The sequence below is a fragment of the Maricaulis sp. genome, from assembly GCF_030149235.1.
Classification (GTDB): Bacteria; Pseudomonadota; Alphaproteobacteria; order Caulobacterales; family Maricaulaceae; genus Maricaulis.
This window is the reverse complement of record NZ_JASBRW010000037.1, coordinates 20,720-44,114: the sequence shown is the minus strand read 5'-3', so window position 1 is coordinate 44,114 and position 23,395 is coordinate 20,720. Positions and strand designations below refer to the sequence as shown.

General features: G+C 61.6%; 17 protein-coding genes. 9 read left to right on the top strand and 8 right to left on the bottom strand.

Annotated elements, in window-relative coordinates:
* Window positions 1-42 precede the first annotated feature (42 nt).
* Window positions 43-1,290 (top strand): tyrosine--tRNA ligase, encoded by a 1,248-nt coding sequence (tyrS, locus tag Q1V51_RS05405; RefSeq protein ID WP_300553891.1) that lies wholly within the window; start codon window positions 43-45, stop codon window positions 1,288-1,290.
* On the opposite strand, the gene Q1V51_RS05400 is transcribed toward tyrS, so the two are convergent.
* Window positions 1,287-4,826: an AsmA-like C-terminal region-containing protein gene (locus Q1V51_RS05400; RefSeq protein ID WP_300553888.1), complete on the bottom strand. Its 3,540-nt coding sequence runs from the start codon at window positions 4,824-4,826 to the stop codon at window positions 1,287-1,289. The two genes, tyrS and Q1V51_RS05400, sit on opposite strands and share 4 nt — an antisense overlap.
* 102 nt (window positions 4,827-4,928) lie before the next feature.
* Here Q1V51_RS05400 and bcp point away from each other — a divergent pair, with 102 nt between their 5' ends.
* The 4 genes from bcp to Q1V51_RS05380 all read left to right on the top strand — a co-directional run bounded on the left by bcp (window position 4,929) and on the right by Q1V51_RS05380 (window position 8,063).
* A complete protein-coding gene (gene bcp, locus Q1V51_RS05395) occupies window positions 4,929-5,402 on the top strand; it encodes a thioredoxin-dependent thiol peroxidase (protein WP_300553886.1) in 474 nt (157 codons plus the stop codon).
* Window positions 5,399-6,244 (top strand): ferritin-like domain-containing protein, encoded by an 846-nt coding sequence (locus Q1V51_RS05390; RefSeq protein ID WP_300553884.1) that lies wholly within the window; start codon window positions 5,399-5,401, stop codon window positions 6,242-6,244. The genes bcp and Q1V51_RS05390 overlap by 4 nt, the downstream gene beginning before the upstream one ends.
* Window positions 6,245-6,409: 165 nt before the next feature.
* On the top strand, window positions 6,410-7,549 hold the full coding sequence (locus tag Q1V51_RS05385; RefSeq protein ID WP_300553881.1) for a M23 family metallopeptidase: 1,140 nt from the start codon (window positions 6,410-6,412) through the stop codon (window positions 7,547-7,549).
* A 67-nt stretch (window positions 7,550-7,616) separates the two neighbouring features.
* Window positions 7,617-8,063, top strand: coding sequence for a polymer-forming cytoskeletal protein (locus tag Q1V51_RS05380; RefSeq protein WP_300553879.1), 447 nt, complete (start codon window positions 7,617-7,619; stop codon window positions 8,061-8,063).
* 94 nt (window positions 8,064-8,157) lie between these two features.
* Here the strand turns inward: Q1V51_RS05380 and prfB are convergent.
* From prfB to Q1V51_RS05365, 3 genes are all read right to left on the bottom strand, one after another.
* Window positions 8,158-9,289, bottom strand: a protein-coding gene (gene prfB, locus Q1V51_RS05375; RefSeq protein WP_300553876.1) for a peptide chain release factor 2 whose coding sequence is annotated in 2 segments (ribosomal slippage) — window positions 8,158-9,219 and window positions 9,221-9,289 — 1,131 coding nt in all. Because the reading frame shifts where the segments join, the coding sequence is not laid out codon by codon here.
* A 67-nt stretch (window positions 9,290-9,356) separates the two neighbouring features.
* Window positions 9,357-11,858, bottom strand: coding sequence for a penicillin-binding protein 1A (locus Q1V51_RS05370; RefSeq protein WP_300553874.1), 2,502 nt, complete (start codon window positions 11,856-11,858; stop codon window positions 9,357-9,359).
* 90 nt (window positions 11,859-11,948) lie between these two features.
* Entirely contained in the window at window positions 11,949-13,151 is a 1,203-nt protein-coding gene (locus Q1V51_RS05365) for an N-acetylmuramoyl-L-alanine amidase (RefSeq protein ID WP_300553872.1), read from the bottom strand.
* A 514-nt stretch (window positions 13,152-13,665) separates the two neighbouring features.
* Between Q1V51_RS05365 and Q1V51_RS05360 the strand changes: the two genes are divergently transcribed.
* The 4 genes from Q1V51_RS05360 (at window position 13,666) to Q1V51_RS05345 (ending at window position 19,526) form a co-directional block, all read left to right on the top strand.
* Window positions 13,666-16,410 (top strand): ribonuclease E/G, encoded by a 2,745-nt coding sequence (locus tag Q1V51_RS05360; protein WP_300553869.1) that lies wholly within the window; start codon window positions 13,666-13,668, stop codon window positions 16,408-16,410.
* 114 nt (window positions 16,411-16,524) lie between these two features.
* Window positions 16,525-17,892: a M48 family metalloprotease gene (locus Q1V51_RS05355; protein WP_300553866.1), complete on the top strand. Its 1,368-nt coding sequence runs from the start codon at window positions 16,525-16,527 to the stop codon at window positions 17,890-17,892.
* A 6-nt stretch (window positions 17,893-17,898) separates the two neighbouring features.
* Window positions 17,899-19,092 (top strand): GNAT family N-acetyltransferase, encoded by a 1,194-nt coding sequence (locus Q1V51_RS05350; protein ID WP_300553863.1) that lies wholly within the window; start codon window positions 17,899-17,901, stop codon window positions 19,090-19,092.
* The gene (locus tag Q1V51_RS05345) at window positions 19,089-19,526 is read left to right on the top strand and encodes an HIT family protein (protein WP_300553860.1); all 438 of its coding nucleotides are present in this window, start codon (window positions 19,089-19,091) and stop codon (window positions 19,524-19,526) included. The genes Q1V51_RS05350 and Q1V51_RS05345 overlap by 4 nt, the downstream gene beginning before the upstream one ends.
* 19 nt (window positions 19,527-19,545) lie before the next feature.
* Here the strand turns inward: Q1V51_RS05345 and Q1V51_RS05340 are convergent, their stop codons facing one another.
* The 4 genes from Q1V51_RS05340 to recQ all read right to left on the bottom strand — a co-directional run bounded on the left by Q1V51_RS05340 (window position 19,546) and on the right by recQ (window position 23,311).
* Entirely contained in the window at window positions 19,546-20,622 is a 1,077-nt protein-coding gene (locus Q1V51_RS05340; protein WP_300553857.1) for a DUF2855 family protein, read from the bottom strand.
* A 138-nt stretch (window positions 20,623-20,760) separates the two neighbouring features.
* Entirely contained in the window at window positions 20,761-21,075 is a 315-nt protein-coding gene (locus tag Q1V51_RS05335; protein WP_300553854.1) for a hypothetical protein, read from the bottom strand.
* 127 nt (window positions 21,076-21,202) lie between these two features.
* On the bottom strand, window positions 21,203-21,487 hold the full coding sequence (locus Q1V51_RS05330) for a hypothetical protein (RefSeq protein WP_300553851.1): 285 nt from the start codon (window positions 21,485-21,487) through the stop codon (window positions 21,203-21,205).
* A 39-nt stretch (window positions 21,488-21,526) separates the two neighbouring features.
* A complete protein-coding gene (recQ, locus tag Q1V51_RS05325; protein ID WP_300553848.1) occupies window positions 21,527-23,311 on the bottom strand; it encodes a DNA helicase RecQ in 1,785 nt (594 codons plus the stop codon).
* Between the last annotated feature and the right edge of the window lie 84 nt (window positions 23,312-23,395).

Below are 23,395 nucleotides of genomic sequence, written 5' to 3'. Positions count from 1 at the left end.
TCCCCAAACGCGTCCTAGAAGCGCTCTATCAGGAGAAGTCCAATGAGTGAATACAAGTCCGATCTGGTCCGCACACTGGTTGAACGCGGCTATCACTTCCAGTCCACCGATCTGCATGCGCTAGACGAGCGCGCGCAGAAGGGCCCGATCACCGGCTATATCGGCTTCGATGCGACCGCATCGAGCCTGCATGTGGGTTCACTCGTGCAGATCATGATGCTGCGTGTCATGCAGAAGACCGGACACCGGCCTATCGCCCTGATGGGCGGCGGCACGACCAAAATCGGCGACCCGTCAGGCAAGGACAAATCCCGCTCCATGCTGACTGAGGGTCAGATCGAGGCGAACAAGCAGAGCATCCTCAAGGCCTTCCGTCCGCTCATCGATTTTGGCGACGGACCGACCGATGCCATTCTCTGCGACAATGACGAATGGCTGTCCGAGTTCGGTTATATCGATTTCCTCCGCAAATTCGGCCCCCACTTCACCATCAACCGGATGATGACGTTTGAGTCGGTAAAACTGCGCCTCGACCGCGAACAGCCGCTGACCTTCCTGGAATTCAACTACATGCTCTTGCAAGCGGTCGACTTCCTCGAGCTGAACCGTCGCTATGACTGCACCCTGCAGCTCGGCGGCGGTGATCAGTGGGGAAATATCATCAATGGGGTCGAGCTCTGCCGGCGTGTCGACCAGCAGGAAGTGCATGCCTTCACCACGCCGCTGATCACCACCGCCTCAGGCGCCAAGATGGGCAAGACGGCAGATGGCGCCATCTGGCTCAATGCCGATATGTTGAGCCCGTATGAGTATTGGCAGTTCTGGCGCAATACAGAGGACGCCGATGTTGGTCGCTTTCTCAAGCTTTTCACCGATCTGCCGCTCGACGAAATCGCCAAACTCGAAGCGCTCGATGGCGCCGCGATCAATGAAGCCAAGGTGCGTCTGGCCAATGAAACTACCGCGATGATGCATGGCGCGGACGCGGCACGCGAAGCGGAGGAAACCGCCAAACAAACCTTCGCCCAAGGTAAAACCGGTGCGGCATTGCCAACGGTAGAATTTGAAGGGTTGGACAGTGGCGAGGTCGGCCTGATTGGCCTATTCGTTGAAGCCGGTCTTGCCGGCTCCAATGGCGAGGTTCGCCGGCACATGAAATCCGGCGCGGCCAAGGTCAATGACGAGCCGCTGACGGACCCCTATGCCAAGGCCAGCGCTGACCTCCTCATCGATGGTGCGATCAAGCTCTCGGTCGGCAAGAAGCGGCACGCCCTCGCCAAACCGGTCTAACGGTTTCCAGCTTCCGGTTCAGGCCCGGCGGGTTCCTCACTGTCGGGTTCCTCTGCGCTCTGAGGCTCTGATCCCGCCTCAGGCGCCGCCGCTTCAAGCTCGCGCTGGAGCTGCTCTACCAATTCTGCCGGCAATAGCTCGGGCAGCGAGGCAGCATCCGCCTCCGCTTCGCGTTCGCGCGCCGCGCGCTCGGCTGCGGTCCCCTCGAATATGCGCCGGAATACACCCGGCGCGATAACCGAGAGTGGATTGGCGAAAACGGTGAGGCTGTCAAATGGGCCTTCAACGGAATAGGTGATCCCGAATATCCCCTCGCCCGGCCGCGAGACCAGGATCTCGCCAATGACCGGCAAATCGCCCAGGAGCGAATTGACCGCGTAGGACGGTGCCAGATTGCCGTCGATCGCTGCCTGCTCCCCATCAAAGTCCACCGTGCCGGATGCGGTGACGCCGAGCGAGCTCCCAGTCGCCTGGGCTTCGCCGACGGTAAGCAACTGATCCTGCATCATGATGTCGGCGCTGACCGTGTCAAAGCGGATTCCATCGCCATTGAGTAAGGCGCCGAGACCTTCAAATGAGCCCGCCGCCAAAATGCGAGCGAGGACCGGGACTTCGACCAGGGTGAGATCATTGATCTCGACGCGGGCTTCCAGCGGCCCCGGCATGCCAAGCGGCGGGGCCTCGCCGAGGACGGACATCTGGCCGCCTCGAATATAACCGTCATAACCAAGCAGACCGGACAAGCGTTCAAGAGACTGGGTTTCAATCCGCAGCTCGCGGCTCCCGCCCTCCTCGGCCGCGCCGAAATTAACAAAGAACGGCCCGGCGTCGGACCGACCAGAGATGGATGAAGCCCGTACCCCGGCCGCCTCAGAGCGCCAGACCACACTGAAATCATTCAAAACCGAGGTGTCGGAGACCACGAGACTGGCGACGTCGAAGGTAAGCGATAAGGGCAGGCCGTCCTCGCCGCCCTGGAAGCGGTTGATGTGCGGAAGAATTTCTCGCGCGTCGACATAGTCGCCTGACAACCGAGCCGTAAACGCGGCGCCGTCCTCGGCCGGCGCTGCGAGACGCCCTCCGATATCCATAAAGCCCTCGATGTGGAGCTGGTCGATGACCGCTTCTACCAGACGACCCTCTGGCGACAGGACCGCCGAGGCTGCAATATCGACGCCCTCGGTCCGGGCCAGGACTTCCTCAAAGACATAGTCGGACTGATCATTCCGGCTCAAGGTGAAGCCGGCCATGCCGGCGACCCCGGCCTCCTTCACCCAAACCGATTCCGGCGCTTCCAGCACGGCATTGGTCAGGTCTGCGTCGACATCGATACTGACTATATCAAGACCGTTCGACCGGGCCCGGGCTTCCAGGCCGACCTCGCCGCTGAGATATCGACGGGCCGGAATTCCGAACAGATCCAACGCCCTTGCACCGACATCGGCGGAAAGCTCGACCGTGGTCGATGGAGTATCGTCAGCGGCCTGGAAATTTTCGAGCCAGACGATGGAAACCGGCGTGTCTGCGAGCAAGGCGGTGCCATTGGCCCGCAGGCCGCCTTGGTCGACCTCGACATCGACGACACCCTCGCTCAAGGCAAACGGCGTGTCGGGGACGCTGATCGACGCCTCGGTAAAACCACCACGAATAACAAAGGGAATATCTTCCGGAGCGACCTCGGTAAGCATGGCCCGGCGGATTTCGAACTCGATCTCGCCGCTGCCACCAACCGCCTCAGGGTCGATACCATAATCTGACGGGAAGCCGAGCGGCTCTTCGTCGATGAGGCTGAGCAGGTCAGACGCCTGACCACGTGCCCGGCCGCCATAGCGGGCCATGGCCCCTTTCGGATTGAGACGCGGAAAATCAACATACCCGTCGAGCAGCTCGATATCGCCGATCCGGCCATCAGTGAGAAAGACTTCAAACGCATTGCCATACAATACGGCACGTCCGACGCCTTCCGTGATCGGCGTCATGGTGGAGATATATCGGACACGGGCGTTCTCGACATCGAAAGACAGGTTGAGACGCTCATTGGCGAGCTCCCCAGCCGCGATCGACTCAGCGTCGATATCCATGAATACGCGTGCATTGTAGAAGCGCCCGCCCAAGATACCGTCGACAATCCAGCTGCGTGCGCTATCGGCGAGCTCGACCGGCCAGTAGGCCAGAACCGTATCGACCCTGATATCGCCCTCGACCGGCCCTTCCAGCCTGAGATTGGGCAGCCAGCGCCCTTCCTCAATCTCGCTGAGCGAGGTCTCGCCGGTAAGACGGGCCGCCACCCCATCGAGCTCGAAATCAAACCGGTCAAAGACCAGGCGCCGCTGGCTCAAATCTGCCTTGCCGGCGACGGTCAAACCCTCCCAGCGCGGCGGCCGCGAGAAAATCTCACCCATATCGATGAAACCCGGCCCAGCCGCGAACTCGTAATTCCACTCGGTCGGCAGCGCGCCGATATATCCGCCAAGTTCCGAGATCTGACCGCTGAGACTGCCGGCCACGACATCGGAGTCGACCGCGCCCTGTGTAACCGTGAGCGCGCCTGCAATCGGGTCGAAATCAAGTGCCAGCTGGGCGCCGCGGAAGTCACGGTCCACGCCCTGAGCGAGAATTCGGCCCGCCCCGACCTCCAGCTCCAGCGATGCGTTGCGGATGCCGGAATCACGCCGTGCATCCATCACCAGGTCGAGACGTAAGGGCGCATCGAGCCCGCCGAGAAACGCCAATGGCCCCTGATCCGGCGCTACTGTGGCGAGAGACAAATTATCGATTTGTGTTTCCAGCAACAGGGCATCCAGGTCGGCGCCGGCCTGGAGCCGGATATCGAGCTGCGCAAAGCCGGATGGGGTCGCCAGCTCGCCGTGTAGCTCGGTTACGATCCGGCTCTCATTGCGGTCGAGCATGACACCAGCGCGATTGACCAACCAGGCAATGCCGCTGATCTCATCCACGATCCTGACACTGGCATTCTCGACCCGGACAAAACTGAGCTGTCCCAGACCGCCATTAGTGGTTTCCGGGTCCTGCAAAAGGGCGAACAGCGTTGCACTGTCATCGCTGCCGCCTTCAGGCTGACGGGCATTGGCACGAACGCGCTCGACACCGCCCAGCCCGGCACCGACGGCGCCATCGGCCCGGCGCACAACGGACAGCGAACCGCCATTGATCATCAGGCTGACGGCTTCGATACGGCCAAACAGCAAGGGCCCGACAGCAACGCCGGCCTCGATCCGCGGTGCCCGTGCAACCAGTTCCCCATTTTCCTGGGCCACGCTGACATCAGCCGCGGTGACGATAAGTGCGCTGAGCTCTGGGTCATACCGGGCACTCAGCTCTCCCAGAGCGACAACGTCGCCTTCAAACACATCGGCAATCATCGCCTGGGCATCAGCCCGGAAGAAATCGAGATCGAAGGGGCCGGACGATAATCGCCAAAAAATCGCACCCAGGCCGAAGATCGCCAGCGTAATTAGGACGACCACCGCTTCGAGGAGGTAAATCAGCGTCCATTTGAGCGACTTGCGCACCATTACCCGGTCACCTTTGAGCATTGCGCACTGGACGCGGACGCAAACCCGCGCAATTTACCGCCTCGGCGACACCGAATGGTATTCGATCGAAAGGACATTGCGATGAGCGAACTCAAGACTGGCGACCTGGCTCCGGATTTCAACATGCCGACGGATGGTGGCGGCACGGTCGAACTATCAGCCCTGAAGGGCAAGACTGTCGTGCTATATTTCTATCCCAAGGACGATACGCCGGGTTGCACGACCGAGGCCATCGACTTCAGCACGGCAAAAGCAGATTTCGACTCCGCGGGTGCCGTTGTGATCGGCGTGTCCAAGGATACGGTTGCCAAACACGACAAATTCAAGGCCAAACACGACCTGTCTGTGATTTTGGGGTCCGATGAGGATAGCGGCGTGTGCGAGGCCTATGGCGTGTGGGTCCTCAAAAAAATGTACGGCCGGGAGTATTTGGGTATCGAGCGCGCGACTTTCCTGATCGGACCGGACGGAACCCTGCGCGAAATCTGGCGCAAGGTGAAAGTGAAGGGGCATGTCGAAGCGGTACTCGAGGCCGTGAAAACCGTCGCCGCATGACGCTGGCCGGGACCGACATCCAGAGTGCTGCGCTGAAGGTGCTGGCCACGGCCGGACCGCGCGACAAGGCCGCTGCCGCGCGCGCGGCCGCCGCCGCCTGGCGCGAGGATGCCCTGACGCTCCCCGTTCACTGGCGGGCCGGCGGTGACATGCCGCCCCCGGCTCGGCCGTCCGCGCCCGCTCTGGTGCCACCGGGCGAGGTCCCGCGCCGTCGGCTCAATAGTCAACAGGGCCGCGTCGCCCTGCTGCATGCCATCGCCCACATTGAGTTCAACGCCATCGATCTCGCCTTCGACCTGATCGCTCGCTTCGGCGGGGACACGCGGATTTGCGAATCGGAACGGCAGGCCTTCATCAGCGACTGGATCGGTGTGGGCGATGACGAGGCGCGACATTTCGTCATGGTCGAAAACCGGCTCAACCAGCTCGAGGCGACCTATGGCGACCTCCCCGCCCATAGCGGGCTTTGGGATGCGGCACAGTCCACATCGCATGATCTGGCCGCGAGACTAGCCGTGGCTCCGCTGGTCCTGGAGGCCCGTGGCCTCGACGTGACCCCGGGCATGATCGAGCGGCTCCGCTCGGCGGGAGACCAAGCCAGTGCAGCAGTTTTGACCGTTATTTACAATGAAGAGATCGGTCATGTCGGCGCCGGAGCGCGCTGGTTCGGCACAATCTGCAGCGCCATGTCTGCCGATCCGCAGACCACCTATCAACAGCTGGTGCGCAAGCATTTCAAGGGTGGACTGAAAATGCCCTTTAATTTCAAAGCAAGACAAGATGCCGGCCTGCCGGAAGCCTTTTACTTACCGTTGGCACAAACGGGCCCGGGTTTTGCATAAGTGTCGGTTGATATTTGGACGAGTTTTGTGTCACATCCCTTCGGGGCCTTGGGGCAAGCGTAGACAAGCGGCGTACGAATGTTCGCAAGCGTGAAAGACGCGATTTGGGGAACGGCTCAGCGCTGGTTCCCGGATCGGCAGATATACCATCGCAGCGATGGTCAGGTGCGGTATTTCGCTATCTCGACCGGACTGCAGATCTCGGCCCTGCTCAGTGCAGCTGTGCTGGCCTGTTGGCTATGCTTCACTACTGTCTCGGTTGCTTTCCACGGCGCGGCCCTGGCCGAAAAGGACCAGGAAGTCGATGAAATGCAGCGTGAGGCCGAGCGCATTGTCGCCGAAGCCCGCGCCAATGAGGTGTCCGCCCGCGCCTTCGTTGAATCGCAGATGCAGACCTTTGACGAGACCGCCGTTGAATTTGAAGTGCGCCATGAGCGTCTGCGCCGGCTGCTCGATTTTGTCGAACGCATCAGTGGTGACGAAATCATGCCCTCCCCCACCGGCACGGATGGTTCGGTCCTTATGGCCGCCACCCCGGCTGACCCGGCACCGCGCGAAGCCCGGGATATCCCGGTCAGCGTCGCCGCCCTTTCGGATTCACCGGAAGACCAGATTACTTTCTTGATGTCCGAGCAGGATGTCGCCCTGGCCCGCGCAGAAAACGCGACGGAAGCACAGCTCGAAAACCTGCGGGCCATCCTGCGTCTCACTGACCTCGATATCGAAGAAGTGGTTGCCAGCGAGCGCGACAGCGACGAACAGGGCGGTCCCTTCCTGCCGATCAGTGAAAGCAGTTTCGCTCCGGGCATCGAGCTCGACGGTCAGTTCGAAGGCCGCATCAACCGCATCGCGGCCCGCCTGTTGGAAGTCAATGAGCTGGAAGAATTCGCGGCTCAGGGCCCGTTTGGCCCGCCAATCTCAGTCCCGCATCGTCGCACCAGCGGCTTTGGATTGCGTCGCGATCCGTTCAATGGCCGCCCAACCCAGCACCGCGGTCTCGATTATGGCGCCTACCGCCGCGCTCCGATTGTTGCAACCGGCCCGGGCGAGGTCATTTACGCAGGCTGGCGAGGCGGTTATGGTCGTACCGTGGAGATTGATCATGGCTATGGGTTTGTAACCCGCTATGCTCACCTTCACGAAATCGCAGTGCGTCGTGGCGACGTCGTTGAGCGCGGTCAGCAGATCGGGGGCATGGGGTCGACGGGTCGAAGCACCGCAACGCATTTGCACTACGAAATCTGGTACAACGGTTCGGCCATTGATCCGGACAGATTATTGAGAGCGGGACGCTATGTTCAATAAGTCTAACAAAGACACCTCCACCCCCGATATGCTGCAGCCAAGCAGCGCGCCGCCGAAAAGGACAGCCATGAAATCCAAAGCCCCTTCCATTCTTTCCGGCGACCTCGTGCTGACCGGTTCCATTGCCTCTGAAGGTGAAGTTCAACTCGACGGTACGGTCGAAGGCGATATCCGCGCCGGATCGCTGATCATCGGCGAAGAAGCCGTGGTCAACGGCGAAGTGATTGCCGAAACGGTTGTTATTCGCGGCCGCGTCAACGGTTCCGTCAATGCCCGTCAGGTCCAGCTGGCCTCGACCGCTCGCATTGAAGGCGACATCGTCCACGCAGCCCTGTCGGTCGAAAGCGGCGCATTCTTCGATGGCCACTGCCGCCATTCCTCCGATCCGCTGAGCGAAAAGTCCGGCGCACCGAAGCCGGTTGGCAAGTCGGACCCGTCCGCTCCGCCGGCACCGAGCAAATCCTCGGTGACTTCGATGGAGCCGCCGGTCGCGGCCAATAAGAGCTCGGCCTAAACGCCACTCGACATCGTTCTCAATGAAAACGGCGGAGCCTCTGGGCCCCGCCGTTTTTCTTTGCCAAAAGAGTTTTCTCTGGACGGTTGCTGGCCTAGGCGTCAGCCTCGTCATCCCCGCCGACACGTGCGGCCAGCGCGGCAGCCATGAAGGCGTCGAGATCTCCGTCGAGCACAGCGCCGGTATTCGAGGTCTCCACCTCGGTGCGTAGATCCTTGACCATCTGATAAGGCTGCAGCACGTAGGAGCGGATCTGGTGACCCCAGCCGATATCGGTCTTGCTGTCCGCTTCCGCCTGGGCCGCGGCCTCGCGTTCCTGGAGCTGGATTTCATAGACACGGGCCCGCAGCATGTCCCAGGCCGAAGCGCGGTTCTTGTGCTGTGAGCGCTCGTTCTGGCACTGTACGACAATGGGCCGCTCTTGGCCGGGCATGTCATAGGTCAGACGCACCGCGCTATCGGTCGTGTTGACGTGCTGACCACCGGCGCCGGAGGCGCGATAGGTATCGGTCCGCACCTTACCCTCATCGATCTCGACCTCGATATTGTCGTCGATCAGGGGGTAGACCCAGACGCTGGCAAAACTGGTATGGCGTCGGGCACTGGAATCATAGGGCGAGATCCGCACCAGGCGATGCACGCCGGCTTCGGTCTTGAGCCAGCCATAGGCATTCTCGCCCTTGACCAGGAGCGTGGCCGATTTCAGGCCAGCCTCATCGCCCGCCTGTTCCTCGATCACTTCGACCTTGTAGCCGTGAGCGCTGGCCCAGCGGGAATACATGCGCGACAGCATCGAGGCCCAGTCCTGCGCCTCTGTCCCGCCTGCGCCCGGATGGATTTCGATATAGCTGTCATTGCCATCGGCCTCGCCGGAAAGCAGCGCTTCCAGCTCCGCCCGCTTCATGCGCTCAGACAGCGCCTTGAGGCCCGCGGCCGCGTCATCGACGAGGCTGTCATCGCCTTCTATCTCAGCCAGTTCGAGCAGCTCGACCGTATCAGCGAGTTCGGTTTCGGCCTCGTTGATGAGCTTGATCGCATCATCGAGCCGGTTGCGCTCTCGCATCAGGCTCTGGGCCTGTTGCGGATCATTCCAGAAATCCGGATCTTCGGACCGGGCGTTGAGCTCGTCTAGGCGTTTCTGGGCAGTATCCCAGTCAAAGACGCCTCCTCAGCAAGCCTACGGCCTGCTGGATTTCGTCGGACAGGGTCTGGATGTCAGCGCGCATGGGCGAATCCGGTTCAGCAAATCAGGAGGTTCAGACGTAATCAGAGGCGGGCAGGCAGACAAGCGGGTCAATACAGCCCGCCAATCCCTTCATCCTCATCCTCGTCCTGGTCATCGCCGGCTTCTTCCTCCAGCAGGATGGCAAGCGGATCATCACTGACCGAGGAGCGGGCAAAACTCAGACCGCTCTCCTCTTCTGGTGACTGCCGCGACGGCTCGGTGCCCGGACGAAAGGCTTCCAGGATAACTCCGGACTGCCCCAGCACGCCCGGCTCACCGGTCAGACGGTTGATCGGGACAAGGCGTACGCCCTCCGGTACGCGGAACGGCGCCACCGGGTAATCGCCGATCACGTCTTCAAAGAAGTCGCGCACGATCGGGGCCGCAACACGGCCACCGGCTTCACCACTGCCGAGCTGATACGGCGTATCGAAGCCGACATAGACACCCACAATCAGGTCCGGCCCGAAGCCGACAAACCAGGCATCCCGGAAATCATTGGTCGTTCCCGTCTTGCCACCCAGCGGGCGCCCAAGCGAGCGCAGAGCCGTACCGGTCCCGCGTTGAACCGCGCCTTCGAGCATGTGTACGACCTGGTAGGCCGTCACCGGATCGACAACTTCCTCGCGCGTATCGGGGAAGAAGGGTTCGAGCAGATCAGCCTGCCATTCCTCGACATCGCACGTCTCGCACTCACGTTGCTCATGGGCGAAAATCGTCGCCCCGCTGCGATCCTGGACACGATCCAGTATGGTCGGCTCCACCCGGCGGCCGCCATTGACCAGCGAGGCATAGGCCGAAATCAGGCGATAGAGCGTCGTCTCGCCGGCACCCAGCGACATCGCCAGAACGGGGTCCAGCTCGTCGTAAATACCAAAGCGCACGCCGTATTCGGAAATCGGTCGCATGCCCATTTCCTGGGCCAGGCGAACGGTCATCACGTTACGTGAAAGCTCAAGGCCCAGCCGCATGGTCGACATGCCGTAATAGCGCTCAGAATAGTTCGACGGCATGTAGAACCGCTCATCTGCACCGCCGGAGGCCACAAAGGGGGCGTCCAGGATCAGGCTGGCTGGGGTATAACCATTGTCCAGCGCTGCCGCATAGGCAAAGGGCTTGAACGAAGAGCCCGGTTGACGCCGCGCCTGGGTCGCGCGGTTGAATTGGCTGTGCTGGAAGGAATACCCGCCCATCATCGCCAGAACGCGGCCGGTGTGGGGATCCATCGCCATGATACCGCCATTGATCGCAGGAACCTGGCGCAGTGAATAGGTATCAGGCTCCTGCACCTCGGCGGTCGGATAACCGGCCAGAACCACATCGCCAGCGGACAGGACTTCACCGGCCCTGCGGACCACCGGTCCAAGCTCGCCATCGGGCAGGTTTTCCCGGGCCCAGCTCAGCTCGGCCATCGGAATGGTTCCCTCGCTGCCATCCTCAAAGCGAATTTGTGCCGCCTCATCGCTGACTTCAACAACCAGCGCCGGCACCCAGCCATCATCAAGGTCACGCGGAATAGACACTTCATCGAAGCGCTCTTCCCAGCCCTCCCCGAGCTCGATATTAGCCAGCGGCCCGCGATAGCCATGGCGGCGATCATAGGTCTCCAGGCCGTCGCGCAACGCCCGCCGGGCCGCCATCTGCATTCGCGTGTCCAGCGTCGTCCGGATCGACAGACCGCCATCATACAGCTCGTCCTCGCCATACATGGAGAAGACCTGGCGGCGGACATTCTCGACGAAGTACTCGGCCGCCAGATAATCATCGCCCGAAAGACGTTCGGCGATCTGCAGCGGATCCTGGGCCGCCTCACGTGCCTGTTCCTCCGTGATATAGCCATTGGCCGCCATGCGGGAGAGTACCCAGTTTCGGCGATCAATCGTACGCTCGGGATGGCGGATCGGGTGGAAGCGCGACGGTCCATTGACCACAGCGGCGAGCAAGGCGCTTTCTGCCAGGGTTAGCTCATCGAGTGACTTGTCAAAATAGTTCAGGGCCGCTGCCGCCGCTCCATAGGCGCGCTGGCCGAAATAGATCTCATTGAGGTAGAGCTCGAGGATCTGGTCCTTGGTGAAGGCGCGTTCGATCCGGCGGGCGAGTACCATCTCCTGCACCTTGCGTTCCAGGCGCTGGGCCGAGGACAGCAGGAAATTCTTGGCCACCTGCTGGGTGATCGTAGAGGCCCCTTCGAGGCGCTCGTCGCGCAGGACATGGCCGATATTGGCGAAGGCCGCGCGGACAATGCCACGGAAATCGAGACCGCCATGCTCGTAGAAATTCTTGTCCTCGGCCGAGACGAAGGCATGAACGAGGCTTTGCGGGATATTCTCGATCGGCACGAAAACACGATGCTCACGGGCGTATTCCGCGATCAGCCGTCCATCACCGGCATGGACTCGGCTCATGATCGGGGGCTCGTACTCTGCCAGCTGTTGATAATCAGGCAGATCAGAGGTGACACGCACCACATAAACAGCCGCCGTGATGAAACCGACAACGGCGAGCACCGCGGCGGCGGCACCGCCCCAAAGCGCTGCGCGCATTACATTGCGAAGCGTGAAAATCTTCATCGCACTCTCTGGCCTACTTCCCCATGCCGCAGTGTTGTACGCGGCATCCCGGCAACATTATGACGTCTGGACGTGACTGTGAAAAGCGTTTCAGCGGGCACGCAGGCTGGCAGATGCAGCAGGCTCGTCATCATCACCGCGTCCGGCGAAGTAGGCATCGATGCCCTGGACCACGGACGCCATCTGGTTACGGCGGAAGCGTTCCGACAGGAGATTGCGCTCATCCGTGCGGTTGGACATGAAGCCCATTTCCACCAATACGGCCGGTACCCGCGGATCGAGAAGCACAAAGAGATTGGCCTGGCGGTGCGGGTTGGTCAGCAACGGGCTACTGTCATCGAGATGGTCGAGCAGCACTTGGGCGAAGACCGATGACTGGTTACGCTTTTCGCGCAGCTCAAGCTCCACCAGGATATTATTGACGTCCGCCTGGTCGGTATGGGCTGCATCCTGGCGGGCACGCGTGCGGGCCCGGTTCTCGGCACGGTCATTGAGCGTGTAGACCGAGGCGCCACGGACATTGGGATTGCGCGAAGCGTCCGCATGCAGCGACAGGAACAGATCCGCGCGCGCTTCGGCCATCACGCCGACCCGCTGCTCCCAGGAGGGATAGATATCGCGATCGCGGGTCATCAGGACCTGATAGCGCCCCGTCGCCTCAAGCTGGCGGCGCAGTTCGCGTGCCGCAGCCAGGGTGACCGTACTCTCATGCGTACCGCCGACACCAATGGCGCCCGGATCATGCCCCCCATGACCGGCATCAATAACGATGACACGACGCTCACGCGCCGGCGGCGTATAGATCGCTTCGACGCGCTCGGCGATAAGGCTGTTCATGTCACCGATGCGGTGATAGCCGGAATTGTCGCGGAAGGCTTCCGCACTGGTCCGTTCAAGATCAACGACAAGGCGATAATTGCTGCTGCCGCTCGCTGGATCGAGCGAGAACTGCTCGGAAATCACGGCCGGGTGTTCAAGCTCGAAGACGATGCGCGACGAGGCCGAGGAATTGTTGAAGAAGCGGAAGTCGTCGACCAGTCCGCGGCCAACCCCCTCGCCCATTTCAAGCCCATCGACTTGCCAGGACGACGCCGGGAGATCGATCACCAGGCGGGTCGACACGCCGTCCAGTGTGAAGGCGCGGAACTCCGCAGGCTCGGCGGTTTCAACCACGACACGGGTCCGGCTTTCATCCCCGCCGAAGCGAACGGAACGGACTTCCTGGTCGGCCACGGCCGGAGAAACGGCCAGAACCGAGGTGATCGCCAAAACTGCTGCAGCCAGAATACGCATCCACTTACCATCGCATGCGCCGTGATTCTTTCCACGGCTTTTGCAGCACTATAATGCCCGGAACTTGACGTTTGGTTGATGAAATCAATCGATACCACGCAAATTACCACCGCTACAGGCACTTTCCTTCCTGTGCCGAATGTTGCATCCTGTTGGCGTTCAAGCCGCTTCTCGCTCGCGACCCGCCAGTGATTGCTGCCTGAACGAGACGCGATATTCGATTCGCGAATATCGGATTGACGAACTCCGCCGCGGTCTCAACGCCTACTGCTTGAGAGCCTCGCGGCCCCGACCCACCTCGAGGACCCCGGCCGATCCGTTCGGTGACCGCCGCTCAGGACCTCGAAACTGGACCCGCCGATGCGTGAGGCGCGCCTGATGAGCAAAACAGACATGATCGACATGTCCAAGATGACAGGCCCGGCCCCGCTCACAACCCTATCGCCACCCCGCCCGTCCACCGGCCCTTATGCGCTGGATGATGCTGTGCGAGTGCGCGCTGGAGACTCAGTTAATGTCGAAGAAAATGTTGATCGACGCCGGTCATCACGAAGAGACCCGCGTCGTCGTCGCCGACGGCTCGAAAGTCGAGGAATTTGATTTCGAGGCTGCTGCCAAGCGGCCTATCCGTGGAAATATCTATCTCGCCAAGGTCACCCGGGTCGAACCGTCCCTGCAGGCGGCCTTTGTCGAGTATGGCGGCAATCGCCACGGCTTCCTTGCCTTCAATGAAATCCACCCGGATTACTACCAGATCCCCTATGAGGACCGTGTCGCCCTGGCTGAAGAAGAAGCCAGTGCCGTGGCCGAGGAAGACGATGAGGCCGATGACGCCAACGCGTCCGATGCCGCAGCTGACGCCGGAGAAGACGCCGACACGTCTGAGGTGGCCGTTGAGGCCGACGGCGAAGATGGAGAGGCTGATGCTGAAGGCGAAGCTGAGGCCATCGATAATGCCGCCGATGATGTCGAAGACGATATCGACGACCAGAAAGCGGCGCGCATGCGCCGTCAGCTGTATCGCAAATACAAGATCCAGGAAGTAATCAAGCGGCGCCAGGTCCTGCTAGTCCAGGTCGCCAAGGAAGAGCGCGGCAATAAAGGCGCAGCGCTGACCACCTACCTTTCCCTGGCTGGCCGCTATTGCGTCCTGATGCCGAATACGCCGCGCGGTGGCGGTATTTCCCGCAAAATCTCGAATGCGGCGGACCGCAAGCGCCTAAAATCGGTTGTCTCCGAGCTCGACCTGCCGAAGGGCGTCGGCCTGATCATCCGAACCGCCGGCGCCAAGCGGACCAAGACGGAAATCCGCCGCGATGCGGATTACCTCCTGCGTCTGTGGAGCAATATCCGCGAGGCGACGCTGCAATCGGTGGCGCCAACCCTGATTTACGAGGAAGGCAATCTCGTTAAGCGGGCCATTCGCGATCTCTATGACAAGGAGATCGACGAAGTCCTCGTCGAAGGCGAAGCAGCTTACAAGGAAGCCAAGGCTTTCATGCGCATGCTGATGCCGAGCCACGCCAAGAAGGTTCAGCACTACAAGGAAGCTGTTCCGCTGTTTCTGCGTCATGGCTGCGAAAACCAGCTTGAGGCGATCTACTCGCCGATCGCGCCGCTAAAATCCGGTGGTTATCTGGTGATCAACCCGACCGAGGCCCTGGTCTCGATCGACGTCAACTCGGGCCGCGCCACCCGCGAGCGCAATATCGAGGCGACCGCGCTGAAGACCAATCTGGAGGCGGCAGCAGAGGCGGCCCGTCAGATGCGTCTGCGGGACCTTGCCGGTCTGGTGGTTATCGATTTCATCGATATGGATGAAGCGAAGAATAACCGCGCCGTTGAAAAGCGGATGAAGGAAGTTCTCAAGCGCGACCGGGCGCGGCTGCAGATGGGTCGTATTTCCCAGTTCGGCTTGATGGAAATCTCGCGCCAGCGCCGCCGCACCAGCCTGATCGAGGGCTCGACCACGGAATGTCCGCATTGTGGCGGCACGGGTCATTTGCGCTCGAGTGAATCAAGCGCCCTAGTCGCCTTGCGCGGCCTCGAACAGGAAGGCACACGCGGACGGTCCAAGCGCGTTCGCATCTCCGTTCCGACGGCTGTTGCCCTCTACCTGCTCAACGACAAGCGTGACCACTTGCTCGATATTGAGCAGCGTTTCCAGATGCGGGTGATTGTGGCTGCGGATGATGACCTGATCGCCCCGGCCCTGCGCATTGAACCGCTGGAAAGCCGTGAACCGGGTGAGGAATTGCAGATCGCACCGCTCTCGGTGGAAAGTGTCGACGAAATCGAGACGCCTGAACCCGACGCTGACGGCGAGGAAGAGCGCGAGGGCTCCGGCCGTCGTCGCCGCCGCCGTCGTCGCCGCCGTGGCGGCAAGGGCGAGGACAATGCCGAGAGCAATGTCGAAACTAGCGCCGAAGAGAGCGGTGATGGTGAAGATACGGCCGAGCGCTTGGAAGCGGCCGGTGAAGACGAGGAAGACGGCGCCCCGCGTCGCCGCCGTCGTCGCGGTCGCCGTGGCGGCCGAGGCCGTCGCCGGGGCGAGAATACCAATGCCGAGGAGGCTGTGAGCGAGGACGCCGACGCGGAGGCTGCTACGACGCCGGCTGAGGCGGATGAGGCTGCTCCTGCCGAGGGCGAAGACACTCCGGCAGAAGCCTCGGAAGAAACCCCGGCTGAAGACAAGCCCAAGCGCCAGCGTCGCAGCCGCCGCAAGCCGGCTGAAAACGCCGACACGGTTGAGGCGACGGCCGAGACCGCCGCAGAGACTGACACGGCCAGCGAAGCCCCGGCTGAGCCCGCTGTAGAGGCCGAGGCAGAAACCGCAGAGGCCGAAGACAAGCCGAAGCGCCGCACGCGTCGCCCCCGCAAGACCAAGGCAGAGAAAGAAGCCGAGGCCGCTGAAACGGAAACGGTAGAAGCTGCGGCGGAGCCGGCCGAGGCTGAAGCCAAGCCGAAGCGCCGCACGCGCCGCAAGACGGCTGAAGCGCCTTCTGTCGAGGCCGCTGCGGATGACAGCACCGACGCCGCGACGGAAAAGCCCAAGCCGAGGCGTTCGCGTAAGAAGAAGGACGTAGAGGCCGAGCCGGCTGCCGAGCCGGTCGCTGAAGCCGCGCCGGATCCGGTAGCCGAAGCTGAGTCGAAGGCTGAACCGGAAGTCGTCACTGAGGCTGAAGCCGCCGAACCGGATGAGCCGTCCAAGCCGAAACGGCGCGGTTGGTGGAACCGGACGGGTCTGTTCGGCAACTGATTACGCCTGACGGCCGGCTCTCCGTCTTGTGATAGCCGGCCGTTTGCATCACCAGTAGCGCGATGGGGATCCGCTGCTATCATGCCAGGGCGGGGGCTGAGTAGTGGAGGCAGGATGAATATCCTGAAAGCCATCGCCGCAGCAGCTAGTCTGCTGGCGGTCACAAGCGTACCGGCCTTGGGCCAATCCCTGATCCGGGACACGGAAATCGAGCACATGATGCGCGAGTATTCCGATCCCCTGCTCGATGCCGCCGGATTGGAACGGGCCGATGTCAGCCTCTATCTGGTGGCAGATCAGAGCCTGAACGCCTTCGTTACCGGCGGTCAAAATATTTTCCTCCACACCGGCATCATTGTTGAAGCCAATACGCCGAACCAGCTTAAGGGCGTCATCGCGCACGAGGCCGCGCACATTTCCGGCGCGCACCTGGCGCGATCGGGTGATGGCATGGCGGCCGCAGCGGTCCCGATGTATGTCTCAATGGGGCTCGGCCTGCTTGCTGCCTTGGCCGGTGAAGGCGGTGCCGCCAGTGCGCTGATTGGCTCAAGCCAACAATTCGGCGCTCTTTCATGGCTCACCTATAGTCGCGCCCAGGAAGCCTCGGCAGACCAGGCGGCCCTCGCCTTTCTGGAGGATAGCGGCCAGTCCGGTCTCGGACTCGTCGAGTTCTTCGAGAAGTTCCGCTACCAGGAAGTGATGAGCAATGCGCGGCGCTTCCCCTATTTCCGCTCACACCCGCTCTCCTCGGACCGTATCGCGGCCCTGCGCGAGCGCGTTGAGAGTGCCGAGCATTATGAAGTCACCGACACGCCGGAAGAAATCGCCAATCTGCGCCGCATCCAGGCCAAGATCTATGGTTTCCTGGTGGAACCGCGCTTCGTGTTTTTCCGCTATCCGGAAACCGACCAGTCCATCCCGGCGCGCTATGCTCGCGCGGTTGCCTATTACCATGACGCGCGCCTCGACGAAGCGCGTGAGGAGATCGAAAGCCTGATCGCCGAGGAACCGGACAACCCGTATTTCCAGGAACTCTACGGCCAGATGCTGTTCGAAAGCGGGCGCACGGAGGAGTCGATCGCCTATCATGCTCGCTCCGTCGAGCTCGAGCCGACCGCCCCCCTTCTCCGCATCAATCTCGCCGTCGCCATGATTGCCATGGATGAGCCGAGCTATACCGAAGAGGCTGAGCGCCACCTCCGGGTCGCACTCGACATCGAGCCGGACAATTCCTTTGGCTGGTACCAGTTGTCCATCGTACACGAGCGCAATGGCGATACCGGCCTGGCACGGCTGGCCGTGGCGGAACAGTCCTTTGCCATGGGCAACCGGTCCCGCGCGCACCAATTTGCCAGCCGGGCTCGCGAGCATCTTGACCAGGGCACGCCCGCCTGGTTCCGGGCGTCCGAGATCGTCGCGGTGAGCATGCCGACCGAAGCCGATCTGCGCCGCGAACGCCGCGAGCGCCGCCGCCGCAACTAAGCCGCTATGGATGATGAAGAGGCGCATGAGACCGAGGGGCCGTCTCTGACCCTGCGCTCGATCTCGAGCCTGAGCGAGGTCGAGCCTAGCGCGTGGGACGCGATCGCCAATCCGCCCGGCGCCGAGTACGACCCCTTCCTCAGCTGGGACTTCCTGCAGGCGCTCGAGGAAAGTGTCTGCGTCGGAGATGAGACGGGCTGGTCACCGCGCCATCTTATTGTTGAAGACGAGACCACGACCCTACGCGGTGCCCTGCCGCTCTATGTTAAAACCCACAGTCAGGGCGAATATGTCTTCGACCATGGTTGGGCAGATGCCCTGGAGCGCGCCGGCGGCCAGTATTATCCCAAACTGCTGACGGCGGTTCCCTTCACCCCTGTGACCGGGCGGCGGGTTCTGGCGGAGGATGCCGGCATTCGCCGTGCGCTTGTCGCCGGGGCGGTCCAGACTACACAGCAATGGGGCGTGTCTTCCTGGCATCTGAATTTTCCAACCGAAGACGCCTGGAATGAGCTCGGCGAGCTGGGCCTGCTCAAACGGATTGATCGTCAGTTTATCTGGAGCAATCGCGACTATGCCGATTACGACGACTTTCTCGCTGACCTGTCCGCACGCAAGCGCAAGAATCTGAAGCGCGAACGACGCGAGGCCCAGGCAGGGCTGGAGATTGAGCAGCTGACCGGGGACGCGCTGCGCCCGGAGCACTGGGATGTGTTCTTTGCCTGCTACCAGGATACCGGTTCACGCAAATGGGGTTATCCCTATCTCAACCGGGGCTTTTTCGATCTCATCCACCAGCGCATGGCCGACAAGGTCTTGCTGGTCATGGCCAAGGCCGAGGGGCGCTATATCGCCTCCGCACTCAACTTCATCGGCTCGCACGCGCTCTACGGCCGCTATTGGGGCAGGCTGGCCGATCATCCCTTCCTGCATTTCGAGCTTTGCTATCACCAGGCCGTCGATGCCGCGATCGCACGCGGCCTCAACCGCGTCGAGGCTGGTGCCCAAGGCGACCACAAGCTCGCTCGCGGCTATCGCCCATCCCCGGTCTACTCGGCTCACTATATTGCCCACGACGGCCTGCGGGGCGCTGTCGCCGATTATCTGGCACGTGAACGCCCCGCCATCCTTCAAGACATCGCCTTGATGAATGAAGAGAGCCCGTTTAAGTCGGATATTGGACAGGGAGATCTTCCATGAGCCTCAACGGCAGCTACGACCCGGACAACATCTTTGCGAAGATCCTGCGCGGCGAAATGCCCTGCGCCAAGGTCTATGAGGATGAGCAGGTTCTCGCCTTCATGGATGCCTTCCCGCAGACCCGCGGCCATGTTCTTGTCGTGCCGCGCGAACCCGCGCGCAATCTGCTTGAACTCACGGACGGCGCCCTACAGGGGGCAATGGTGCGGGTGAAGTGGATTGCCGAGGCGGTACGCAAGGCCCTCGATCCCGATGGCATTGTCATGACGCAATTCTCCGGTGCTCCCGCCGGCCAGTCCGTCTTTCATGTCCATTTTCACATCATTCCGCGCATGGAAAACGATGTGATGGCGGGTCATGGAAACGGCATGGCGGATATGGAGGAGCTTCAGGCCCTCGCCGCACAGATCGCCGCCAAGATCGAACTGCCCTGAGCAGGCATTACGGGTCCGGTCAGACCCGTACGGTTTTCGCACTGGAGGCTGCCACCGCGCCGCGGATCAAGGCCTGATAGACCTCAAGCGCGCCCTCACCGCCTGCGGCCTCGGTATAGTCGAAATACTCCGCGGCTGCGGCGGCAAACCCATCCCAATCCGACTTGTAGCGGCGGTTGAATTCATCCTGGCCCCATTCCTTGATCTTGTTGCGCACATGATCGGGAGCAAAGAAGAATTCCGGTTTCACCCCCGGAAGGTCACTGACCGGCGCACTGTTTTCCCAGTGCGCGCCGCCAACGCGGACATTGGCATTCAATGCGGTCCCGAGATGGCTGTGCAGCCGCGTATTGAGCCCGCCATCACCCGCGAAATCGACGACCGCATAAGCCTCCCCGACCGGCATGTCCTCGATCATGTCATAGGTCCGCACGCTGTCATAGAGGCCAAGTCCCTCGACAAAGGCAGCATTGCGCGCCGAGGTCAGGCCTTCCACCTTCACCCCCTCAATGGGAGCGGCCTTGAGCAGCCAGGCCAAGGCGATCGCAGTCTTTGAAGACGCCGAAGTAAGGCCGATAGTCGCGGCCCCGAAGGCGTTTAGCTCGCGCAGATAGGGCGCGATGAGAAAAGAGGTAATGAAAAGTGGCTGCAGAACCATTTGCGCCGGCTCGATGGTTTCGGACCAGGCCGGGTCCGCGCTGCAGCGCTGATAGCGGTTATAGGCGGGCGGCAACTCGGCGCGGTGCGGCGCTGCATCGATAAAACCCGCCTCATCAATCCGTTCGGGCTGGACGACCAATTCGCTTCCTGCGGGAAAATAGCCGTAGATGCGTTCGCCAATATCGAGCCCTTCAGCCCGGCTCTCGACCACTTCGGCAAAACCCCAGACCGGAAGCCGTCCCCGTCCGTCCTCGCCCGGGAAGAAGTCCCAATAGCGCATCACCGTGCCGAAGGCGGCATAGGTAATATTATTGGCGGTCAGCGCAAACCGGCGCACGGCCAGCCGCGCCTGACCGGCATCAAGAGCCCGCTCGGCCTCTTCCACCAGCGACACATTGGCAATCGTTTCACGATCAATGGACAATGCCCAGCTCATATCGACCTCCCCGGATTTCCCGTTTTGTAGCCAGCCAGCTTCATCGCCGTGGCGACGCTAATCAAGCCCCTGACCGCAAAAAGAAACGGCGCCCCGAAACCGGAGCGCCGTTGCCATAGAAGCAATGCTTCAAAAGGCTTACTCGGTGCGCGCCGTAATCGTCGCGGTACCGGCATTGCCTTCATTGGTGGTGTAGCGGGTGGAGAAACCCACACCTTCACCAGCTTCGTCGAAGGTCACGCAAAGGCCGGAGCTGGCGCAGAGCTGCCGCGTGGTTTCGTCCCAGGTATAGCCTTCTGCAGCTGCACCATTGATGGAGGCCGTACCGTCGGCATCGAACACGCCGACAAAAGTGGTGCCATCATCACGAACGAATTCGATGGTGGTGGCCTGAGCCAGAGCCGGCGCAGCGGCAAAAGCGGCGACGAGTGCGCCGAGAACGAGCTTCTTCATGGAATTCTCCCCTAGTGATATCTATCGACCAGCCGAGCTGGAGCGGAATAGTTAACAGCTCCTCACCATCTGACAATCTGCAAAATTCGCTTTGCACGCGAAAGCGAGCAGACGAATACAGCAAGCCTTAAAGGTGCGGGCTCTGCAGCATCATGTAGGCCGCGATGATCCCCAAACCAGTCGCCGCAACCGCAAGCAGCATGACGGCGGACATCACCCATTTGAACCAGGCCTCAGAACTGTCCGCAACGCGTTGATAGAGCGCGAAAATCAACAGCGGCAGCAGATAGCAGGCAAAGGAAATGATGATGTCTGCAGGCCCATCGAGTATTCGGGTATTGCCGTTCGGCCCCTGGTTCAGCATGAACCAGCCCATCAGGCTCAAGCGGGAAAACCAGACGCCGTGTACCACGATAAATGTCCGCATCGCCCAGCGACGAGTAAAGCGAACTCAGGCGCTTGTCGCCAAGGCGGTCAGGAAAGTCTCGCCGAAGTCCTTGAGCTTTTTCGGTCCGACGCCGTTGACGCTCGCCATTTCATCCAGCGTCCGCGGCTGTATCAGGCACATGTCGATCAGGCTGGCATCAGAGAAAATCACGTATGCCGGCACGCCCTTTTCGGACGCCAGATCGCGGCGAACCGCCTTGAGACGGGCCAGGAGTTCATCATCAACACCCTCGGCAGCCGCGGCGATAGCGGTCTTGGTGCGGCGGTTCTCCCGCTTGGTGACGATTTGGCGGATCTCGACCTTGCCCTCGCCTTTCAATACCGCGCGGCCGGCCGGGGTCAGACGCAGGGCGCCATACCCACTGATATCAAGCTCGAGCCAGCCACCGGCCAGCATTTGCCGGATCAGGCCCTGCCAATAAGTCTTGGCCTTGTCTGCTCCGATGCCGAAGGTCGGCAGGCTGTCATGGCCGCGGGCGGTGACTTTTTCCGTCGCACTACCGCGCAGAACATCGGTAATGTGACCACCACCGAAGCGTTCGCCGGTCCGGGCGATGGCGGAGAACAGCATTTGCGCCTCACGCGTGCCGTCGATCAGTTCGGGCGGGTCGAGGCAGACATCGCAATTCCCGCAGGCCTCCGCCCCGCCCTCACCGAAATAGGCCAGCAAGGCGACGCGGCGGCATTGGGTGGCTTCACAATAGGCCAGGAGCGCATCCAGGCGCTTGTGCTCGCGGCGGCGATGGTCCTCACTGGCCCCCTCTTCCTCTATGAATTGCCGGCGCAAGCGCGCATCCGCCATGGAGTAGAGCATCATCGCATCGGCCGGCGCACCATCACGGCCGGCCCGGCCGATTTCCTGGTAATAGGCTTCCATTGAGCCTGGCAGCGATAGGTGCAGGACATAGCGAATATCCGGCTTGTCGATGCCCATGCCAAAGGCGATCGTGGCGACCATAACCACGCCGCTCTCGGCCATGAAGCTTTCCTGGTTCTCCCGGCGGGTCTCGGGCGATAGCCCTGCATGATAGGGCAAGGCGCGATAGCCTTCAGCGCACAGCAGCTCCGCAACCTCCTCGGTCTGACGACGCGACAGGCAATAGACAATACCCGCAGCCTGCCGGCGCGGCTCAAGGAACTCGATCAGCTGGGCTTTCCAGCCCTGTTTGGGCTTTACCGCCAGCGAAAGATTGGGCCGGTCAAAACCATGCACCAGGACATCGCCATCCCTGTCGAAAAGCTTGGCGGCGATATCGGCCTGGGTGGCCTCGTCTGCCGTTGCCGTAAACGCGCCCAGAGTGGCATTAGGAAAACGCTGCTTGAGCGCTGTCAGCATCTCGTATTCGGGCCTGAAACTGGCGCCCCATTTGGAGATGCAGTGCGCCTCGTCAACGATAAACATCGCCGGAGCCAGGGGCTCGAGGGCTGACAGCATACGCTCGGTCATCAGGCGTTCCGGCGAGAGATAAAGCAGTTTGGCCTCGCCCGACTTGAATGCCATCCAGGCGGCCACATTCTCCTCCCGGCTGCGGCCGGAATGGATCGCAGCGGCGTTCACACCATTCGCGGCGAGGCCGGCGTCCATCAAGGCCGTCAGCGGTGAGACAATAATGCTTGGCCCGTCCTTGAGCAGAGCCGGTACCTGATAACACAGTGATTTACCGGCCCCGGTCGGCATGACGCACAACGTGTTTGTGCCCGCCAGGAGACGCTCGACGACGTCTTCCTGGCCGGGCCGGAAGGCGGGAAAGCCGAAGGTTTCGGCCAGTATTTCACGGGCGCGGGACATGAGGCCGAGATTAGCCCGGCCGGCACGAGTTCACAGTGTGATGGTGCACACGCCACCCGCATTTTCCCCAAGGAAAAACGGCGC